Annotated in this window: 19 protein-coding genes; 5 read left to right on the forward strand and 14 right to left on the reverse strand. The window is 48.6% G+C overall.

The window, feature by feature from the left end; genetic code table 11:
• Positions 1-25: 25 nt before the first annotated feature.
• Together LJ046_RS07075 and LJ046_RS07080 are read right to left on the reverse strand one after the other, a co-directional pair.
• Entirely contained in the window at positions 26-823 is a 798-nt protein-coding gene (locus LJ046_RS07075) for a Nif3-like dinuclear metal center hexameric protein (protein ID WP_002878608.1), read from the reverse strand.
• Positions 816-1,508, reverse strand: coding sequence for a tRNA (adenine(22)-N(1))-methyltransferase (locus LJ046_RS07080; protein ID WP_002878610.1), 693 nt, complete (start codon positions 1,506-1,508; stop codon positions 816-818). The genes LJ046_RS07075 and LJ046_RS07080 overlap by 8 nt, the downstream gene beginning before the upstream one ends.
• Before the next feature lie 144 nt (positions 1,509-1,652).
• On the opposite strand from LJ046_RS07080, the gene LJ046_RS07085 reads away from it, so the two are divergent.
• Complete coding sequence (locus LJ046_RS07085; protein ID WP_002878612.1) at positions 1,653-2,093, forward strand: 8-oxo-dGTP diphosphatase; 441 nt, start codon at positions 1,653-1,655, stop codon at positions 2,091-2,093.
• Complete coding sequence (locus tag LJ046_RS07090) at positions 2,093-2,899, forward strand: M23 family metallopeptidase (RefSeq protein ID WP_002878613.1); 807 nt, start codon at positions 2,093-2,095, stop codon at positions 2,897-2,899. Before LJ046_RS07085 ends, LJ046_RS07090 begins: the two co-directional genes overlap by 1 nt.
• 45 nt (positions 2,900-2,944) lie before the next feature.
• On the opposite strand, the gene LJ046_RS07095 is transcribed toward LJ046_RS07090, so the two are convergent.
• The 7 genes from LJ046_RS07095 to LJ046_RS07120 form a co-directional block, all read right to left on the reverse strand.
• Positions 2,945-3,226, reverse strand: a complete 282-nt coding sequence (locus LJ046_RS07095) for a methylated-DNA--[protein]-cysteine S-methyltransferase (protein ID WP_418287613.1) — start codon at positions 3,224-3,226, stop codon at positions 2,945-2,947.
• Positions 3,126-3,344, reverse strand: a complete 219-nt coding sequence (locus tag LJ046_RS10715; RefSeq protein ID WP_418287609.1) for an Ada metal-binding domain-containing protein — start codon at positions 3,342-3,344, stop codon at positions 3,126-3,128. The genes LJ046_RS07095 and LJ046_RS10715 overlap by 101 nt, the downstream gene beginning before the upstream one ends.
• Before the next feature lie 105 nt (positions 3,345-3,449).
• Positions 3,450-4,949 (reverse strand): FAD-dependent oxidoreductase, encoded by a 1,500-nt coding sequence (locus tag LJ046_RS07100; RefSeq protein ID WP_002878615.1) that lies wholly within the window; start codon positions 4,947-4,949, stop codon positions 3,450-3,452.
• A gap of 263 nt (positions 4,950-5,212) precedes the next feature.
• Positions 5,213-6,997 (reverse strand): DUF2075 domain-containing protein, encoded by a 1,785-nt coding sequence (locus LJ046_RS07105; protein ID WP_002878617.1) that lies wholly within the window; start codon positions 6,995-6,997, stop codon positions 5,213-5,215.
• A 143-nt stretch (positions 6,998-7,140) separates the two neighbouring features.
• Positions 7,141-7,563: a BRCT domain-containing protein gene (locus LJ046_RS07110; protein WP_133281423.1), complete on the reverse strand. Its 423-nt coding sequence runs from the start codon at positions 7,561-7,563 to the stop codon at positions 7,141-7,143.
• A gap of 150 nt (positions 7,564-7,713) precedes the next feature.
• On the reverse strand, positions 7,714-8,550 hold the full coding sequence (locus LJ046_RS07115) for an alpha/beta hydrolase (RefSeq protein ID WP_002878619.1): 837 nt from the start codon (positions 8,548-8,550) through the stop codon (positions 7,714-7,716).
• 129 nt (positions 8,551-8,679) lie between these two features.
• Complete coding sequence (locus LJ046_RS07120) at positions 8,680-10,575, reverse strand: alpha/beta hydrolase family protein (RefSeq protein ID WP_002878620.1); 1,896 nt, start codon at positions 10,573-10,575, stop codon at positions 8,680-8,682.
• Between the two features lie 167 nt (positions 10,576-10,742).
• Between LJ046_RS07120 and LJ046_RS07125 the strand changes: the two genes are divergently transcribed.
• Complete coding sequence (locus LJ046_RS07125; RefSeq protein ID WP_002878621.1) at positions 10,743-11,636, forward strand: alpha/beta hydrolase; 894 nt, start codon at positions 10,743-10,745, stop codon at positions 11,634-11,636.
• A gap of 56 nt (positions 11,637-11,692) precedes the next feature.
• Here LJ046_RS07125 and LJ046_RS07130 read toward each other — a convergent pair whose 3' ends face one another.
• From LJ046_RS07130 to LJ046_RS07140, 3 genes are read right to left on the reverse strand one after another with little or no spacing between them, the layout of a single operon-like run.
• Entirely contained in the window at positions 11,693-12,184 is a 492-nt protein-coding gene (locus LJ046_RS07130) for a diguanylate cyclase (RefSeq protein WP_231128004.1), read from the reverse strand.
• Between the two features lie 3 nt (positions 12,185-12,187).
• Positions 12,188-12,472, reverse strand: a complete 285-nt coding sequence (locus LJ046_RS07135) for a GGDEF domain-containing protein (protein WP_080638357.1) — start codon at positions 12,470-12,472, stop codon at positions 12,188-12,190.
• A 60-nt stretch (positions 12,473-12,532) separates the two neighbouring features.
• The gene (locus LJ046_RS07140) at positions 12,533-12,859 is read right to left on the reverse strand and encodes a heavy metal-binding domain-containing protein (protein ID WP_002878625.1); all 327 of its coding nucleotides are present in this window, start codon (positions 12,857-12,859) and stop codon (positions 12,533-12,535) included.
• Between the two features lie 233 nt (positions 12,860-13,092).
• On the opposite strand from LJ046_RS07140, the gene LJ046_RS07145 reads away from it, so the two are divergent.
• Together LJ046_RS07145 and LJ046_RS07150 are read left to right on the forward strand one after the other, a co-directional pair.
• Positions 13,093-14,121: an IS30 family transposase gene (locus LJ046_RS07145; RefSeq protein ID WP_072557729.1), complete on the forward strand. Its 1,029-nt coding sequence runs from the start codon at positions 13,093-13,095 to the stop codon at positions 14,119-14,121.
• A 133-nt stretch (positions 14,122-14,254) separates the two neighbouring features.
• The gene (locus LJ046_RS07150) at positions 14,255-15,700 is read left to right on the forward strand and encodes a 6-phospho-beta-glucosidase (RefSeq protein ID WP_002880154.1); all 1,446 of its coding nucleotides are present in this window, start codon (positions 14,255-14,257) and stop codon (positions 15,698-15,700) included.
• Positions 15,701-15,942: 242 nt separating this feature from the next.
• Here the strand turns inward: LJ046_RS07150 and LJ046_RS07155 are convergent, their stop codons facing one another.
• Together LJ046_RS07155 and rpoD are read right to left on the reverse strand one after the other, a co-directional pair.
• Positions 15,943-17,079, reverse strand: a complete 1,137-nt coding sequence (locus LJ046_RS07155; RefSeq protein WP_002880156.1) for a sigma-70 family RNA polymerase sigma factor — start codon at positions 17,077-17,079, stop codon at positions 15,943-15,945.
• 35 nt (positions 17,080-17,114) lie between these two features.
• Entirely contained in the window at positions 17,115-18,236 is a 1,122-nt protein-coding gene (gene rpoD, locus LJ046_RS07160; protein WP_002880157.1) for an RNA polymerase sigma factor RpoD, read from the reverse strand.
• Positions 18,237-18,260: the final 24 nt, after the last annotated feature.

Here is an 18,260-nt window from a genome sequence, read left to right on the forward strand (position 1 = left end):
TACATAAACAAAAATATTTCACTTACTAAAAAATGTTCTGGAAGGGATCGGTTGATTCAGCGCTGATTAAGCACTCTACGCTCCAGCCCTCTTCCTTCTGCCAGGCACTGAGCCGTTTGGCAGCTTCATACTTGAAGAGCTTCTCCGTATAGTGGCCCGGATCAACTACTACCAAGCCTGACGAAATCATGTCATGGCCAGTGTGGTAGTAGACGTCACCGGTGATGTAGGCGTCGCATTTGTCAGCTAAGGCCTGTTTCCAGAACTTGTTCCCGTCCCCGCAGACGAAAGCGACAGTTTCCACCATTTTATCCTGGTCAGCGCAGATCAGGCGAACCATGTCCACCCCCATCTTTTCCTTGACGTAGTGGGCAAAGTCGATCGCCTTCATTGCTTCTGGCAGGCGGCCCTTGCGGCCAATGGCGATGCCGTCCTCGTCTGGGGCAAAGTCGGTTACGTCCAAAAGCCCAAGTTCTTCAGCCTGCCAGTCGCTTGACCCGCCCTGGGCCTTATCGGAATTAGTATGAATGGAGTAAACGGTGATGCCGTTAGCAATTATCTTGGCGTACATGGCCTTTTGCGGGTCGCTGTAGTCCAAGTTGTTAACCGGACGGAAGATCAAGGGGTGGTGGCTGACGATGAGGTCAGCGCCTCTCCTGATCGCTTCATCAACCACATTTGGCCGGACGTCTAAAGTCACCAGGATCTTGTGGACTGGTGCTTCTAGGCTGCCGATCTGCAGGCCGACCGGGTCACCGGCACTGGCGATACTTTCCGGGAAAGCTTCATTCAGTTTAGCTACAACGTCTTTTACTTTAGTCATTTTCCCCACCTAATTCTGTCTTGATCATAGCCAGCAAGTTTTCGACTTCCTTGATCCGGGTCAGGTCCTTTTCCCGGGCCTTGTTGAGGTTAGCCAGCAGCTTTTGGTAGTAGGCTTCCTGTCCCTGCCACTTCTTATAGAAAACATCAGTCTTGTTCTTTAAGAGCAAGGGACCAAATTCCTGCTCGCGGACAGTCAATTCGTGAACCTGGTCAGTTAAACGGGCCTTAATCAGCTCATAGATGTGGCCTGCTTCATAGACGATGTCTTCAGCGACGATCTCGTACTTGTTGGCCATCAGCCAACGGCGGACGGTGTTTTCCCCAATATTGGCTTCAAGGACCAGGCTTGGGTAGTAAACGCCCCGGGAGGCGGCTTCAGAGAGCAGGTTGACCATCAATTTGCCGCCCATGCCGGCGATGACGACCGTATCGATTTGGTCGCTTTCCTTAATGGTTTCCAAGCCTGAACCCAGCCGGGTTTCAATCTGATCAGAAAGTCCCGCGGCGGCGATGTCCGTTTTCGCGTTCTCTAAGGGGCCAGCCGCAACGTCACTGGCGATAGCGTGGCTGATCTTGCCGCTCTTTACCAGGAGGATCGGCAGGTAGGCGTGGTCGGTGCCGATATCGGCCAGGCGGCTGCCTGGATCAACCATCTCGGCAAGTCTGTTAAGTCTTAAATTCATTAGTAAAACGCTCCTTTATCCAAAAGTAAATTCTATCATATGCCAGCCAGCAAAAGACAGTTTCTGCAAAGAAATAATCCACGTGCTATAATTAATTGTATTTTTGTCAGCTTTTTGGATAACAGGAGGAAAGAAAGACAAGACATGGACCGGACGGAGCCTACTACTTTAACTAATATGTGCATGATCGTGGACAAAGACCGGGTTCTGACGATCGACCGGGAGGACCCGGTTTGGCCAGGCCTGGCTTTTCCAGGCGGCCATATTGAAAAGCATGAGTCATTTCATGATTCAGTCATTCGCGAGGTCAAGGAAGAGACCAACCTGGACATAGTCAGTCCCCGCCTGGTCGGCTTCAAGCAGTTTTTTGACAAGCTGGACCGGCGTTACCTGGTCTTCTTCTACCGGGCCGACCAGTTCTCAGGAAGTCTCCACGCTTCAAGGGAAGGCAAACTGGAATGGGTCAAGATCAGCGATTTACCTAAGCGGCAGTTAGCCTACAACTTTGACCGGGACCTGGAAGTCTTTTTAAAGAGTGACCTTGATGAGCATGTATTGTTGGACAAGAAGGACTTTTTATATTAATGAGCAAGAAAAAGAAAAATAATAAGAAGAGCAAGCGGATTTGGGGCGGAGTCGTGACGGTGGCACTTTTTGCTGCCCTCTTCGCTTTCGCGGGCGTGTATATCAAGAATTATCCAGTGGAAAAGGATGTCAAGCTGGTCGCCACCCAGCCTAAGGACTTGAAGGCCAAGAAGACGGTGGCTGAAAAGGACATCTGGGGCTATCCATTCGCCAAGTGCTACACCAAAAAGATCAAGTACTTGTCTGGCCAGCGCTACGGGAAAACCGACGTCTGCCGGCGGGTCTACCCGAAGAAGTCCTACTTCCATGACGGCTGGGACTTTGGCTGGAGCGAGGTCGGCAACAAGGCGGCTGTTTTGGCTATTCACCCGGGGACTGTGAAGAAAGTTGCCTACTGCACAGGTCTAGGCTGGTATATCTGGGTCGTTTCTCCAGACGGCTATGTTGAAGTCTACCAGGAAGGTTTCGCCAACCGGTCAGACATTACGGTTAAGGCCGGCCAGAAGGTTAAGCTGGGCGATAAGCTCGGCCGGCTGACTGACTCCCACCTGCACCTGGGGATCACTAAGACCAGAGCTGACTACATCAGCAAACACGGTCACCCTTACAAGAACTACTGGCGGGACAACGACACCTGGCTGAACCCGATGAAGGTGATTACTGACAGCTTGCAGCTGCAAGAGGATGTTAAGGAATACAACGCTAAGGCAGCCAGCTACAACGAGAAGCTGGCAGCTAAGAAGAAAAAGCTGAAGGTGGAAGAAAGCAAGCACCCCTACCACTACTTGGAGTCATTTATCAAATAAACAGAGAGAAAAAGACGACTGAAATTAAGTAGCCGTCTTTTTTGCTCACTTTTTTGTCCCGCCCTTTTCCAGGTCAAGGAGAAGTTTTTTAGCTGCAAGGCCAGCGGCGTAGCCGGTAAAGCTGCCGTCGGCCCCGATGACCCGGTGGCAAGGAATTAAGATCAAGATCGGGTTGCAGTTGTTGGCCAGGCCGATTGCCCGGCTGGCATTCTTGTCGCCGGTCATTTCAGCCAGCTGCTGGTAGCTTCTGGTCTCCCCGTAAGGAATCTGCTGGAGCTGCTGCCAGACCTTTTGCCGGAAGCTGGTGCCTTCTGGCGAAAGGGGCAGGTCGAATTTTTGTCTTTGGCCGGCAGAAAATTCTTGTTGTCTGCACAGCATAAAAGAACTTGCCGTCATAAGCCGGGTCGCAAGTTTGGACTGCCTGCCACATTTCGTTGTCATCCATAGCTCTTCTCCTCGTTTTCAAACGGTAGAAAGTTTTCAAGAAGCACTTTCAGCCATATGAAACTTTAACATATTTAGCCAGTCTTTGCTTACGAAAAAGGCAGATTCAATTGTTAGGATGAAAAAGGCGACTGACCCAAGTCAGTCGCCTTTTAACTCTATGCAATTGCTTCTCAATGAATTTGGCTGCTTCCAGGCCGGCTATGCGGCCGGAGTTTACGGCAAAGCCCATAGTGTTGCCTGGCAGGGTAACGTTGTAGCTGTCAGCGTAGATGGTGTTAGCATCTGATCCCGCGCTGTAGAGACCTGGAATAACCTGATCTTCGTCATCCAGGACTTGGCAGTTCTCATCAATCTTAACGCCGCCAACCGTGCCATAAGCACCGCTGTAGAACTTGCCAACCAGGTAGCCGCCTTCCCCGGTCAATTTGTGGAGGTAGTCAGGATCTTTGAAAAATTCCCTGTCTTGGCTATGGTCACAATAGCTGTTGTAGTCGTCAATGGTCTTTTGCAGTTTAGCTGCTGGGATGTTCAGCTTTTCAGCTAATTCGCCGACGCTGTCAGCCGTAATAATGGCCTCATATCCATTCTCTTCCGCCTTCTTGATCACCGGATCCAGCATCTTAAAGTCAGCGGCCGGGTGGACGATGTCCATGATGTCTGGGCCGTTTTCCTGGTACTTTTGCAAAATTGCCCGGTCCATGATGACATATGCATAGTGGCCTGGCTGCAGGAACATGGCATTGCCGGAAAAAGTGGTGTTGCCCAGCATCCCTTCATCCATAAAACGGTCACCCTTCTGGTTGATCATCAAGTTTGGCTGGCGCAGCACCCCGTCGGCGACCATGTATTCCAGGTTGTGCGGCAAAATGTAGATCATTTCAACCGTATCACCGTACTTTTGGGCACCGGCATCCCACATCATCTTCAAGCCTTCACCATTGATGCCCGGTACGTTGAAGGTGAAGAAGTCCCTGTCCAGGTTCAAGCCTAAGCGATCCTTCAGCATTTCAGAGTTTGACCCGTAGCCGCCCGTAGCCACTACAACGGCTTTAGCGTGAACGGTGTACTTAGCTGCTTCGCTTTCAGCGACTAAACTAGTCACCTTGCCTTCTTCAGTCAAAAGCCCTTTAACTGGAGTTTCCAAGTAGAACTTGACGCCCAGTTCTTCAGCCCGCTTAGTCAAGGCCTTGTTCATGGCTGAGGCACAGCCTGGCCCGATCTTGCCGTCGCCTGGATCAACGATGTGCCAGGTGGCGTTGGATTCCTTGAAGTAGCGGAAAGCCCCGGCGAACTTGACCCCCATGCCTTCCAGCCAGTCGATTGTTGAGGCGGACTGCTTGAAGTAGAGGGCGACCAGGCGGCCGTTAACCCGGTAGTGGGTGTATTCCATCTGGTTCTTCAAGGCTTCGGCCACTGAGATTTCATTGAAGTTGGCCTTTTGAATCTTGCTATTGATCCCCAGTGGCCCCATACCCATGTTGGCAGTCCCCCCAGTGATCTTTTCCTTTTCAAAAACCAGGACCTTGACGCCTTGTTCAGCGGCAGAAACTGCTGCAGCTAAGCCCGCTGGGCCAGCGGCAACGATGGCCAGGTCAGTGGTCAATTCTTCAAAGGATAAAACACGAGAGATATTAGCATTATCATGAGGAAAATCTTTGTTAATTCTACTCCTAACAATATGGATAAGTTTATATCTATCTCCAACTTTTCTTGAACTGAGTCGCGGCATACTTAGTCTTAGATAGAAACTCCAAAGTATTTATCTTTATTGACGTGAACTCACAAAGCGAGCACAAAAAGCGCGAAATTAGTTTAATCAACATTTTTTCGCGCTTTTTTATACACTCAAATATTAGTGAGTAATCTTTACTCTACAACCCTGTCCTTGCCTGCTGCCTCTTCTAAAGCCTGCTGCAGGGCTGGGTCAACAGCGTGAAGATACAAGCCGTGAACTCCCCGGGTCAAGAGAACATTCAGTTCGTTTGGCAACAGATCTTCCGCAAAGTTTTCCTTAGTCCCATCCGCGAAAGTACGATACTGGACAGCATCTTTATTGCAGCTCTCCGCAGGAACATGGACAATTTTGCCATCCACCAGTTTAACAGAGGGCCCAATTTCAACGCCTACATAGTTGAGGTCAAAGCCTTGGACTGTGTAGGTTGAGCCAATCTCATCAATTGTCACTGGCTGTTGTGCCCACGACAGCTCCTTATAGCTAACGCCATCGTCAGTTCTTCTAGGCTTTTTGACTTGGTAATTCCATGGCATCTTCCAGTCACCTTCACTGACTTGCCAGAATTCAGAGCCATCCTGCGGGCTGCTCTGGCTGGAATATTCCCAGTCGTAAGTTGCAACCATCCGGCTTATGCCACTATTTTGGTCATCGTTCTTTTCTTGGATGGCTTTTTGCATATCTTGGGGTTTCTTGAAGACTTTAATTTCATACTTGCCATCTTCTGGAACCTTGTCAATCAAACCCTTGTTTATGACATTATTCAGCCATTCAATAGTCTGAGGCTCAGCATCGATCCGCATTTGGTTGTGTAAATGGATAATGTTCTCTTCTCCAATGCTGTCTATAAGCTCTTGGAAGGAATCACCTTGCCAAACTTGAGTCTTAGAAAGCACCTGCTTTTTATCATAAATGGCGACAACAATTTTTGCACGCTGGCGAATATCTGTCAGCATGTTAGCCGTATCCGAAGTGTAGCCTTGATTCTTCTGAGTTCTGAGTAGGTGCGCCTCATCAACAAATGCTACGTCTACCGGATCATCTGGAGAATAATGGTTTATAAAGCTAGCTGGTTTAAGAACGCTCTTTTCATCCCCGATACCAAGCTTCTTTGCAATCTGCTGGTAAACTTTGAGCTGTTCATCATGGTTGACCATCATTGACAAAGAAATCTTATTGCCATTTTTTTCAGTCAATTTGGCCAAATCATAATAAACGTTGCTCATCAAGACGGTCTTACCAGCACCGGCATCCCCGGTAACCAAGATAAGCTTGCCTGTCTCATTCTTGTCCAGAGCCTCTTGAACGCGCTGAAGAATCAGATCCTTAGCCTTGTTCTGTTCCTGCGTCAGTTTGTTAAAAGGTGAAGCTTTAAAAATCGCTGAATTTTCAATTTCTTTTCTGGCAGGGAAAAGATACTTGTAGTCTTTTTTCGCTGCTAAAGTATCCCAGATCTTATTGAAAATCGGCACAAACTCATCTTCTGTGTAATACAGCCGCTGAGCGTTTTCACGGCGGTTATTTAAGTGAGAGACCGCATCGACACTACTCAGGTACTGCATCATCCGGTTTTCGATGTCCAGGGTTAGTGACTTGTTGAAGTGCTTGTGACCGATGACAAACATGTGGGCATTATTGGCGTTCTTCAAACCCTGCCAGTCTGTTCTGCGCTCTGCATCCCCATTCAAGTGTTCTAGAGTACGCCGCTGAATATCAATGGTTTCTCCGACGTAAACGGTATAGTCCTGACAGTACTTGCTTTGCTTGCCCGGTTGGTCAATAATATAGACAGTCGGGTAATCGATCAAAAATTCTTGATCTGCCTTGTCTGCGTATGCTTGACGAATCTCTTCATTGATTTGCTTAGCATTGTCATAGCTATATTGAGTTTCGTAGATTATTGGTTCGTCAACTTTCATTTTGCTCCATCCTATCACGTAGTGTATATTCCTAGCTTATACTTTAAAGAGCTTTTGTTAAAAAGGCAATATCTAGGAAGAAAAATCATCCTAGATAGATATAGAAAGATTGACCGTATTTTATAAATTGTCACTTTGGGCGGCTACATAGATTTTCCATAAAGAATCATATCTTCAAGGTCATCAAAACTAATGATTTTTGTCCCGTTCTTAATAGCTTCTCGTTTAGCTCGAGCTGGTCTCCCATTCATCAACCGATCCTTTGTCACATAATCCTTTACCAGATAATCTGTACGACCACTAACGCTCTTTGTAAATATACCACCATGTTGCTCAACTATCGCCTCCACCCTTCTTGGTGATAAACCATATGACATACCCATTGCACAAAATCGGAGCCCAGATAGCTCATCCGTTGGTTGAAATTTTTCAAGATGATTTGTGGCGAATCTTTTGTAGATCTCCAGAATTGTCTTACATTTTTCTAATGCATTATGCTTACCATACGGTAACCCAAAATAGCTTCTCAGTATTTCCAAATCAAAATCTGTTAACTCTTCAAACATCTGCTCAAGCAACCACGCTCAACTAGGTATACCTATTTAAATTATTTCTTGCTTATTGAATTTGACTTTTTCTAGCCAACCTGCTACACAGCGCTTATTTTTTGCACAAAAAATCCTTCCAAGCAGTTTGCTTGAAAGGATTTTATCTTCTTATTCCCACAAAAACTTCTGCAGGACCCGGTCCACCTGGCTGTTTTCATGGAGCCGGCTGTGCTGGCCGCCCTTGCCAGTGATCTTTACTTCCTTGTAGCTCTTGGCCTTGATTAAAAGATACTTGAGGGATCTTGATGAATTGTTGTAGACACTGCCGTCTGACTTTTTACCAGTATCGCCGTATATGTTAAGGACGTCAATCCCCTTTGGGTAGACCTGCTGGAGTTTCGTCAGTTCTTGATAAGTCGAATTCATTTTCTTCGGCTTGCCAGCTGCATCGATTGGGGAATCCTTCTCCATACCAACAATCCCGTTGAAGTGGCCGGCAATATCAACCTGTTTCTTGATCGTTGGGAAATTCTTTTTGGCAGAATAATCCATGATCATGTAGCTGATCGCCATATTGCCCATGGAGTGGCCGACCAGGTTCATCTTGGAAAAGCCCAGCTTCTTCTGGGCTGCCTTAACTGCCTTGTAGGCATACCAGCCATCCTTGTGGTAATCAGAATTCCGGTTGTCGGAAAAGCCGACCAGAACAATTGGGTTCTTGGGATTATCCGCGAGCTTGCCCTTGATTTTGACTGACCCGTTTTCTTCAACCCTGGCTTCTAAAACCTCATTGCTCTTACCTGCCTGTCTGGCCGCTTCAGCCATGTGTTTTTCCGCGTTGATGCTAGACCCGTAGCCATGGAAGAAAAAGGTTACCGTTTCTTTGGCCTGCTCCTTCTTCTCTGCCTTAGTCAGAGGCTTTTGACAAGCCGTCAAGAAAAGCAAGGCGGTCAGCAGAACCGGGATAATTTTGGCCAAAAATTTGCCTCTTGTTTTCGTCTTCATACTTTCCATCTTTCCAATTTGTTTATTTACTCACGTCTATTCTACCTGGATGATTCTTCACTGACAAATAGTAAGCAAAAAAATCCTCCCAAATATCTTGGAAGGATCATTGTCATTTTCTCGTATTTTTTACTCGCCCAAGTGCCCGTCAAACCACTTTTGGATTTCCTGCAACCGGCTCAAGCGGTTCTTTGGCCGCCCGCTTCTGGACAGTTCGTGGTTTTCCCCATGGAAGACCACCATCCGGCTTTCCACGCCGTGAGACATGAGAGCATGGAACATCTGCATCCCTTCTTCAACCGGGCAACGGTAATCCTCATCTGAATTCAAAAACAGGGTCGGTGTCTTCACATTTTTCACGTACTTGAGCGGTGAGTGCAGCCAAACCTTTTCCGGATTATCATCTTCACTGGCCCCCACCTGGTCAACGCAAAATTCTGGGGCGATGTCAGACATATGTTCAAAGCTGAGCCAGTTAGAGATGGACCGCTGGGAAGCTGCCGCCTTAAAGCGGTCGGTATGGCCGATCACCCAGTTGGTCATAAAGCCGCCGTATGAACCCCCGGTAATGCCTAAACGGGTCTGGTCGATGTCTGGATAAGCCGCCAAAACCGCGTCGGTAAACTTCATTAAGTCCTCATAGTCTACCGTCCCATACCGGCCTCGCAGGTCACCGTACTGGTTCCCCTGCCCGTTTGACCCGTGGATATTGCAGAAGAAGACGAAATAGCCGGACCCAGCCCAAACCTGCATTTCATGGAAGAAGGCCTTGCTGTAAGTGGCGCGGGGGCCGCCGTGAACGTCCAGGATCGCCGGGTATTTTTTGCCCGCCTGGTAATCCTTTGGCAAAAGCACCCAGCCGTGCTGGATCCCGTCTTCAACTGATTCATATTCGACTTCGTTGACTTTAGCTACGTATTTGCCGGCTAAAGCCTGGTTATTGTAGCTGGACAATTTTTCCACCTGGTCATGTTTAACCAGGTAGAATTCCAAAAGTTCATTGGCAAAGGCTGCTTCCAGGAAAAATTCCCCTTCCCCAGTCAAACGGAAGCCCCTGATGATGCCGTCCGTGGCAAAAAACGGCTTGACCTCCTGCCCGTCAAAAACGTAGATTTCATCGTGGTCAACGATGGTGGTCACGAAGTAGAACTTGTCGCCATAGACATCAAAAGCATTGCCGCCAATCACCCCGCAGTCCCCGGCAATCGCGCTCTGGCCGGAATTGTCAAAGTTAGCTGCTAATTCCAGGCCATCTTCCGTCAGCCGGTAGAATTCCGGATTTTCGTTTAAGCCGGTCTTTTTATGAGTGTTAGCGAAGCAGTAGACTTGATTTTTAAGAGCAAAAATCGCTGAAACTTCGGCCTTGCCTGCTGGTAAAAGGAGCTTAGCTTCTCCCGTACTTGGGTCAACTTCATAGACTGCCCCGTCAAATGGCCGCCGGGTCTGGTAGCTGACGCCCACCACATAGACTTTCTCCTTGGCTACAAAGGTTTCCATGACCGTGAAGCTTGGGTCATCTTTAAAAAGTTCAGTCAGCTTTTCTTCTTCCAGGTCCCAGACATAGAGGCGGTCGCGGAGCTTGTTGATGTAGCCCTGGCCGTTGAAGTAGTATGGTAGTTCATCCAGGACCTGGTAATCGGTGGACTTTTTCTCAGCTAAATCTACCCGTCTGGACAAAAGGAGATAGCGGCTGGCAACGGAATTGATTACCTGGTAGCCGGCTTCTTTAAAAGCAGCGACTTTTGCCGGACTGGCCTGGTCAAGTTCCTGCTTGTAGAGCAAGCTATTGCTTTTGCCCTCTTGAGCGGTGTAGTAGACACTATTATTTACCAAGGCATAGCTCTTTTCCTTCCCCAAAGTCGTTAAGCGCTTAAGCTCACCATTTTCAAAGACGTCCAGCCAGTTCCAGTAGCCTTCTCCATCGGCTTTGGCCTGGCTTCTAGCCAGTACTGCTCGTTGCCCGCTTGCTTGCAAGTTGCCCAGGCTGACGACTTGATACAGATCTTCTGCTTTAACTGCTTCCATTGTTCTTTTTCCTCCTGCATCTTGTATTTAGGTGACTTCATTATAGCAAAGTTAAAGTATTAAATTCACTCTTAATATGGATTTTTTGTAATAAAACTTATTTTTCTGCCAAAATTGACCATATCGACTATAATTTGGTTAACGCTTACATGCGAAAGGAGAAAAACATGACACTTGATGGCAAAATTTTACAAGCTGTTGAAGAGATGCGGACTGGATCCAAGATGCACGACGACAAGCGCGATGAAGGCTTGCCAACCGAAATCCCAGAAGTTGAAAGAATCAATGACCTGAGCTACGGGCCAGACCCAAAGTGGAACTTGCTGGACATTTACTTGCCTAAGAAGCGGACCGGCAAGGTCCCGGTCATCATCAGCATTCACGGCGGCGGCTGGGTTTACGGGACCAAGGAAACCTACCAGTTCTACGGGCTGGGCCTGGCTAAAGAAGGCTTCGCCTTTGTCAACTTCAACTACCGCCTGGCTCCAGACGTTCAGTTCCCAGGCGAAATGGATGATGTCAACCGCTTGATGCACTGGGTGGCTGAACACGGAGCTGAATATGACCTGGACACGGGCAATGTCTTCTTAGTTGGCGACTCAGCCGGCGGGCAGATGGAAGAGCAGTATCTGGCTATCTTAACCAATGACAAGTTCCGCCAACTTTTTGGCTACGAACTGCCAAAACTAACAGTCAGAGCAGCCGCGCTTAACTGCGGGGCCTACTTCATGCTCACCCCGGGCTTTACTGATGATGCGCCAGGCGCCTACTTTACCCCAGAAGCAGTCAGCGGCAAGGAAGAGATGCTGAACACAGAAAAGGATCTGACGCAAAACTTGCCACCGCTCTTTATCATGACGGCTAACCAGGACTTCCTGCACGATTCTGCTGTCCGCTTGGACGGCTATCTTTTGGCCAAGGAGATCCCGCATGAACTCCACATCTACGGGAATATGGAGAACCCACGCGGCCACGTCTTCCACTGTAATCAAAGAGACGACATCGCCAAGCAGTGCAACCTGGACGAGCTGAACTTCTTCAGAAAGCACTTAAAGCAGTAGCTACAATAAATAAAACGCGCCCTTGTAAAAGGACGCGTTTTCGTTTGTTATTTTTGCTATGGCTTGGGGCTGAGAATAACATAATAGATCTGACCAAAGTAGGGATTTTTGACCATATGAGCCACTGCATCATCGCTGTCCCCCACCTGCTGGTCACAGCTATCTACAGCTTCAGCATAGTCTTCCGGAGCGATCAAGCTCTTGACTTTCCGGCCGATAAATTCGATAAACACTTCCATGCTAGAGCATTCCGTAATCCACATCAGTTCCCTGTTGGCAAAAAGGATCTTCCCGTCATCAACCCGGTAGATGAAGAAGGCACCAGGCAGGTTGACTGCCAAGTCGCGCAGGTTAAAGCCCAGTTGTGCCCGTCCTTCCTTGACCATATCCGGGTGGTAAGCCGCCATCGTTCCCTTCCCGGTCATTTTCACGGCATAGAGGGCCACGTCAGCCTTGTTCAAGAGTTCTTCCCGGCTTGCCCCCTGGTCCCGGGTAAACGGCGAAACCCAGGGAGATCGTATAAGGATAGTCTTTGCCTTGGTAGCCAAAAGTCAACTTTTGCCGGAAGAGCTTTTTTTAAAAATCGCCCGTCCCTCGGTCATTGTCGTCCGCTTCAAAAAGACGGCAAATTCATCCCCGCCGTTGCGGCAGACCTTGCCCAGCTGGCCGAAATTGTCTTCCAGAACCTTGGCAAAAGTCTTTAGCGCCGCGTCACCTGCATCATGGCCATAGAGGTCATTGATGTACTTGAAGTCATCGCTGTCGATCAAGGCACCAACTGAAGGCTCTCCTTTATGTTTATCCAGATATTTGCTTACATCCCATTCAAAGTCAATGCCTTAACTTAATGACATTGTTCCCGAAGGAAACTGCTTTTAGCCAATCTATTCTTTTTGCTAGTCGACGAACTTAATGGCAGTCCCATAAGCTACGACTGACTGCATGTCGCCGGCAATTGAGCCGGAGTCAAAGCGCATCATGACTACGGCGTCCGCGTCAAGTTTGCCTGCTTCTTCACGCAAACGGTCCAGGGCGACTTCTCTTGAAGTCGTCAACATCTTGGTGAAGGCATTGATTTCCCCGCCAATCATGCTCTTAAGACCAGCCCCAAAGACCGACGCGAAGTTCTTTGACTGGGTGGTTACCCCAAAGACTTCACCGATTACTTCATACTTGCGGCCTGGGATATTTTCCGTCGTTACTACCAACATTTTGTTTTCCATTTCAATTACCTCGTTTTCTTCAAACGTTTCCTAGATTGTAGCACAAGGAAAAATTTGGGAAAGAGTTTTTTCTATACTTGGTGTAATATTATAAAGCCGCCGATTGTAAAATTAAACTGAACACTGTTCCGATCCAGTAAGAAAAATCGTTTTCACTGGATCAGAGAACAAAAAATCCATTTCAACCATCTGGTAGAATATGAATTACCACAAACATTTCTAGAGAGGTTAAAATGGATCATTCTTATTCTAACACTAAACTACACCAAAAAGGCAAGCACCTTAAGCTAAACGACCGGACTACAATCCAGGAGCTGCACTCTAAGGGCTACTTTAATCGTGCTATAGCTAGAGAACTTAACTGCTCACCAAGCACGGTCGGATATGAGCTCAAAAGAGGCACAGTATCCCTGTATACCAGCAATGTGAAGCGGTATAAAGCCGAACTACATAGAAGCGAATGCGGCCGCAAGAGCTTGTTTCTTCGCAGACATAAGTTCATCGACTATGTTTCCCACTGCTTCCATAATCGAGGCTGGTCTCTTGATGCTTGCGTGGGTTATGCTTTGGCCAAGGGAATCTTCCAGAAGGATCAGGTCGTATCAACCAAAACTCTGTATAACTACGTTGACTTGGGCCTAATGGACATCAAGAACGGTGATCTTCCAGAGAAGGTCAAGCGCAATACTAAGACTCGTCGTGCCCGTGTAAACAAGCGTATCCTGGGACGAAGCATCGATGAACGTAGTCCTAGAATCGAAAGCCGTAAGGACTTTGGTCACTGGGAATGCGATCTGGTTCTTGGACACAAGACTAAGGACGATGATGTGTTGCTTACTCTGTGCGAACGAAAGACGCGTCAGTTCTTCATGATCAAGATTGAGGATAAGACCTCAGCTAGCGTTATGAAGGCATTTGCTAAGCTTCGAGAGTACTACGGATCCAAATGGAATCAAATCTTTAAGTCTATCACAACCGACAACGGATCTGAGTTCGCAGATCTATCCGATCTTGAGCAAGTTTCCAAGACTCTTGTGTACTACGCTCACCCTTATACATCCTGTGATAAAGGCAGCGTAGAACGGCACAACGGGCTTATCAGACGCTATATTCCCAAGGGAGACCGTATGGATAAGTACAGTGTGGAAGATATTGCCAAGATCGAGGTATGGTGCAACTCTCTTCCTCGGAAGATCTTAAACTACAAGACTCCAGAAGAGTACTTTGACACCGAACTTGACCGCATTTACCGTCGTAGATAGTCAAAATCTGCCAGACGTTATGGTAAGTGTTCAATTTATTCTTGCAATTGGCGAAATGAAAAGAAATCTAAGTAAACACTTGAGTAATAAAAATAGAGAAAAATTGAAAGTGATAAAATGGAGGTTTTGCTCAATGTATTCTGCAAAAATGCCAGAAGGATTTTTATGGGGCGGCGCGGTTGCTGCCCACCAGATTGAAGGTGCCTGGGACGTAGGCGGCAAGGGCGTGTCCGTTGCCGACGTCATGACCGTCGGTTCAGCCACTAAGCCGCGGGAAATCACCGACGGCGTATTGCCGGGGAAGAACTACCCGAACCACTCAGCCATCGATTTCTACCACCGCTATAAAGAAGACATCAAACTCCTGGCCGGGATGGGCTTCAAGGCTTTCAGAACCTCCATTGCCTGGACCAGAATCTTCCCTAATGGTGACGACGCTGAACCTAATGAAGCAGGCTTGAAGTTCTACGATGACCTTTTTGACGAAATGCACAAGTACGGCATTGAACCAGTCATCACCTTGAGCCACTTTGAAATGCCATTCAACCTGGCCAAGAACTACGGCGGCTTCACCAACCGCAAGACCATCGACTTCTTCGTCCGCTTTGCTGAAGTCTGCTTCAAGCGCTACAAGGACAAGGTCAAGTACTGGATGACCTTCAACGAAATCGACAACCAAAGTGCCTTCAACAACGACTTCTTGATGGCTACCAACTCTGGTATCCTCTTTAAAGAAGGCATGACTGATGAAGAAAAAGAAGCCGCCATGTACCAGGCTGCCCACTATGAATTCGTGGCCAGCGCCCTGGCAGTCAAGATCGGCCACAAGATCAACCCTGACTTCAAGATCGGCCTGATGATCAACTACTCACCAGTCCGCCCGCTGACGCCAAGCTCAGAAGACACCCTCTTGGCTGACAAGTTCGAACAGCACCGGGACTTCTTCTCAGACGTCCAAGTCTTCGGCGAATACCCGAAGGCAATTGAAGCCTATATTGAAAAGCACGGCTACCGGCCAGACATCACTGACGAAGACAGAGTCGTCCTTAAAGAAGGGACCGTTGACTACGTGGCCTTCTCTTACTACCAGTCAACTACTGTCTCCAGCGAAAAGGTCTCAGCTGATGAACTGAGCGACCTGGAAAAGGCGGTTGCGGTTAACCCGACTTTGGAAAGAAGCGACTGGGGCTGGGAAATTGACCCGGTTGGCCTCCGCCTGGCTTTGAACCACTTGACTGACCGCTACCACCTGCCCCTCTTCATCGTTGAAAACGGCCTGGGAGCCTACGACAAGGTCGAAGAGGGCAAGATTCACGACCCATACCGGGTTGACTACCTGAAGAAACACATTAGCGAAATGGAAAAGGCAGTTGCTATCGACGGCGTTGACCTGATGGGCTACCTGACATGGGGGCCAATCGACTTGGTTTCTGCCGGGACTGGCCAAATGGACAAGCGCTACGGTTTCATCTACGTCAACAAGAATGACCAAGGAGTCGGCGACCTCAGCAGAACCCCAAAGGACTCCTACTACTGGTACAAGAAGGTCATTGCATCCAACGGGACCGACCTCGACTAATCTTCTCTAATTCTTATTGCTACTTAACCTCTTAACGAAAACGCGAAAAGCGACCAAGATCTGCTATGATCTTGATCGCTTTTTTGTGCTTAGCTAATTTTCTTTTTCTACTTAAAACGGCTGCTGTAAACCGGATCTTTAAAGTCCTTTTGGCCTTTGAGCCAGGCTGAGCATTGCCTTGCCACGTCTTCCGTCATCGTAAAAAAACATGCTTCCAAAAAATGGAAACATGTTTTTTCTGTCTATTCTGCTGAGAAGTAGTCCTGGAGCAGGTCTGAGTGGTGCTTCAACTTCTTGACAGCCTTAGCTTCAATCTGCCGGACCCGTTCCCGGGTAACGCCCAGACTGCGTCCAACTTCTTCCAGAGTGTGCGGCTCATCGTTTTCCAGGCCGAAGCGCAGCTTCAAGACCTTAGCTTCTCTGTCAGTCAGGAACTCACCCATCATGCTGGACAGTTGGTCCTTCAGCATTTCAAAAGCAGTGTATTCTTCCGGGTTGGTTGCCTTGTTGTCTTCCAAAAGGTCTCCCAATTGCGAGTCCCCTTCTTCGCCAACCGGCTTGTCCAAAGAGTCAGTTTCCTGGTTCTTGGCTACCGTGATAATTTCCTGCACCTTCTGCAAAGGTTCATTCATTTCCGCGGCCAGCTCTTCCGGCTTGGCATCCCGGTCCAGGTCCTGCTGCAGAATCCGCTGGATCCGGTTCATCTTGTTTATGCTTTCCACTACGTGAACCGGGATTCTGATCATCCGATCCTGGTCAGCCAGGGCCCGGGTAATGGCCTGCCGGATCCACCAGGTAGCATAAGTTGAAAACTTAAAGCCCTTGGAGTAGTCGAACTTGTCAACTGCCTTCATCAGGCCGATATTGCCTTCCTGGATCAAGTCCAGGATCCCCATCTTCCCATTGTGCTTAGCATAGCGCTTGGCAATGGAGACAACCAAACGGAGGTTGGCGGCGGCCAGTTCATCCTTGGCTGACTCATCGCCGTTTTTAATCCGCTTGGCTACTTCTACTTCTTCGTCCCGGCTCAAAAGCGGGACCTTGCCGATTTCCTTTAAATACATCCGAACCGAGTCGTAAACCCGGTCATTGTCGCTGGAAGCGACCAGTTCTTTTTGTTCTTTCTTTTCAGCTTCTTCTTCAGCCTTGAGGGCCAGAGCAGACGGTTCACCCTGGTCGTCAACGATACTAATCCCATTGTCCGCAAACTCTTCTACCAGCTTGGCAGTTTCGGCATCATTCAGACCATACGGCAGCAAGAGCCGGGCCTTCAAGTCCTTTTCGCGGATCTGCTTGGTCTTCTTTAAACCGGTAATCACCATTTTAACTGCTTTTTCCAGTGGAAAATCATTTACGTTAGAAGCATTTTCTTTTGCCATTCAATCCGCCCTGTTCTTATTCTGCTAAAAATTTACTACTCTAAAAAGTCACGCAACTGGTTGCTCCGGCTTGGGTGCCGCAGCTTGCGCAAGGCCTTGGCCTCGATCTGCCGGATTCGCTCCCGGGTCACGCCAAAGACCCGGCCGACTTCTTCCAAAGTCCGGGGATTTCCGTCATCCAGACCAAAACGCAGACGCAATACATTCTCCTCCCTGTCAGTCAAAGTGTCAAGCACTTCCGCCAGCTGGTCTTTCAACATTTCACTGGCCGCGTGCTGTTCCGGGCTGGTCGCGTCCTTGTCTTCGATAAAGTCGCCTAAGTGGGAGTCATCCTCTTCCCCAATCGGTGTCTCCAAGGAAACTGGCTCTTGGGCCACCTTGAGTACCTCCCGGACCTTCTTGACCGGCAAGTCCATTTCCGCGGCAATTTCTTCTGGCTCCGGGTCTCTGCCCAGATCCTGGAGAAGCTGCCGCTGAATCCGAATCAGCTTGTTAATGGTTTCCACCATATGAACCGGAATTCTGATCGTCCGGGCCTGGTCGGCAATCGCGCGGGTGATTGCTTGTCGGATCCACCAGGTCGCGTAAGTAGAAAACTTGAAGCCCAGCTGGTAGTCAAACTTGTCGACCGCCTTCATCAGGCCCATGTTCCCTTCCTGGATCAGGTCCAAAAAGCTCATCCCCCGGCCAACATAGCGCTTGGCAATGGAAACCACCAGACGCAGGTTGGCACTGGTCAGTTCATCCTTGGCCTCCTGGTCGCCGGCTTCAATCCGCTTGGCCAGCTGGACTTCTTCATCCCCGCTGAGCAGGCTGACCCGGCCGATCCGCTTCAAATACTGGCGGACCGGGTCATTCATCCGGCTGCCTGGGGCTGACAAGTGTTCCAGCTCTGCCTTTTCCACGTTTTTCTGCTTGGCCAGGGCCAATTTGGACGGTTCGCCCTTGTCATCGACAATGCTGATCCCGTTGTCTTCAAATTCCTGCACCAGCTGATCGACCGCCCGGCCTTCGATTTGGTAAGGCTTCAGCAAGCGGTCGGTAAATTCCTTTTCAGAAATTTGCTTGCTCTTCTTGACATCCTTAACAACTAACTTAACGGCTTCAGCCAGGGATACCTGGTCTGCCTTTCCTGTCTGCTTAGCTTTGTCTGTCATTTGATTGCCTTCACTCTATCACAG

It is taken from the genome of Lactobacillus delbrueckii subsp. jakobsenii ZN7a-9 = DSM 26046, assembly GCF_001888925.1.
GTDB lineage: Bacteria > Bacillota > Bacilli > Lactobacillales > Lactobacillaceae > Lactobacillus > Lactobacillus delbrueckii.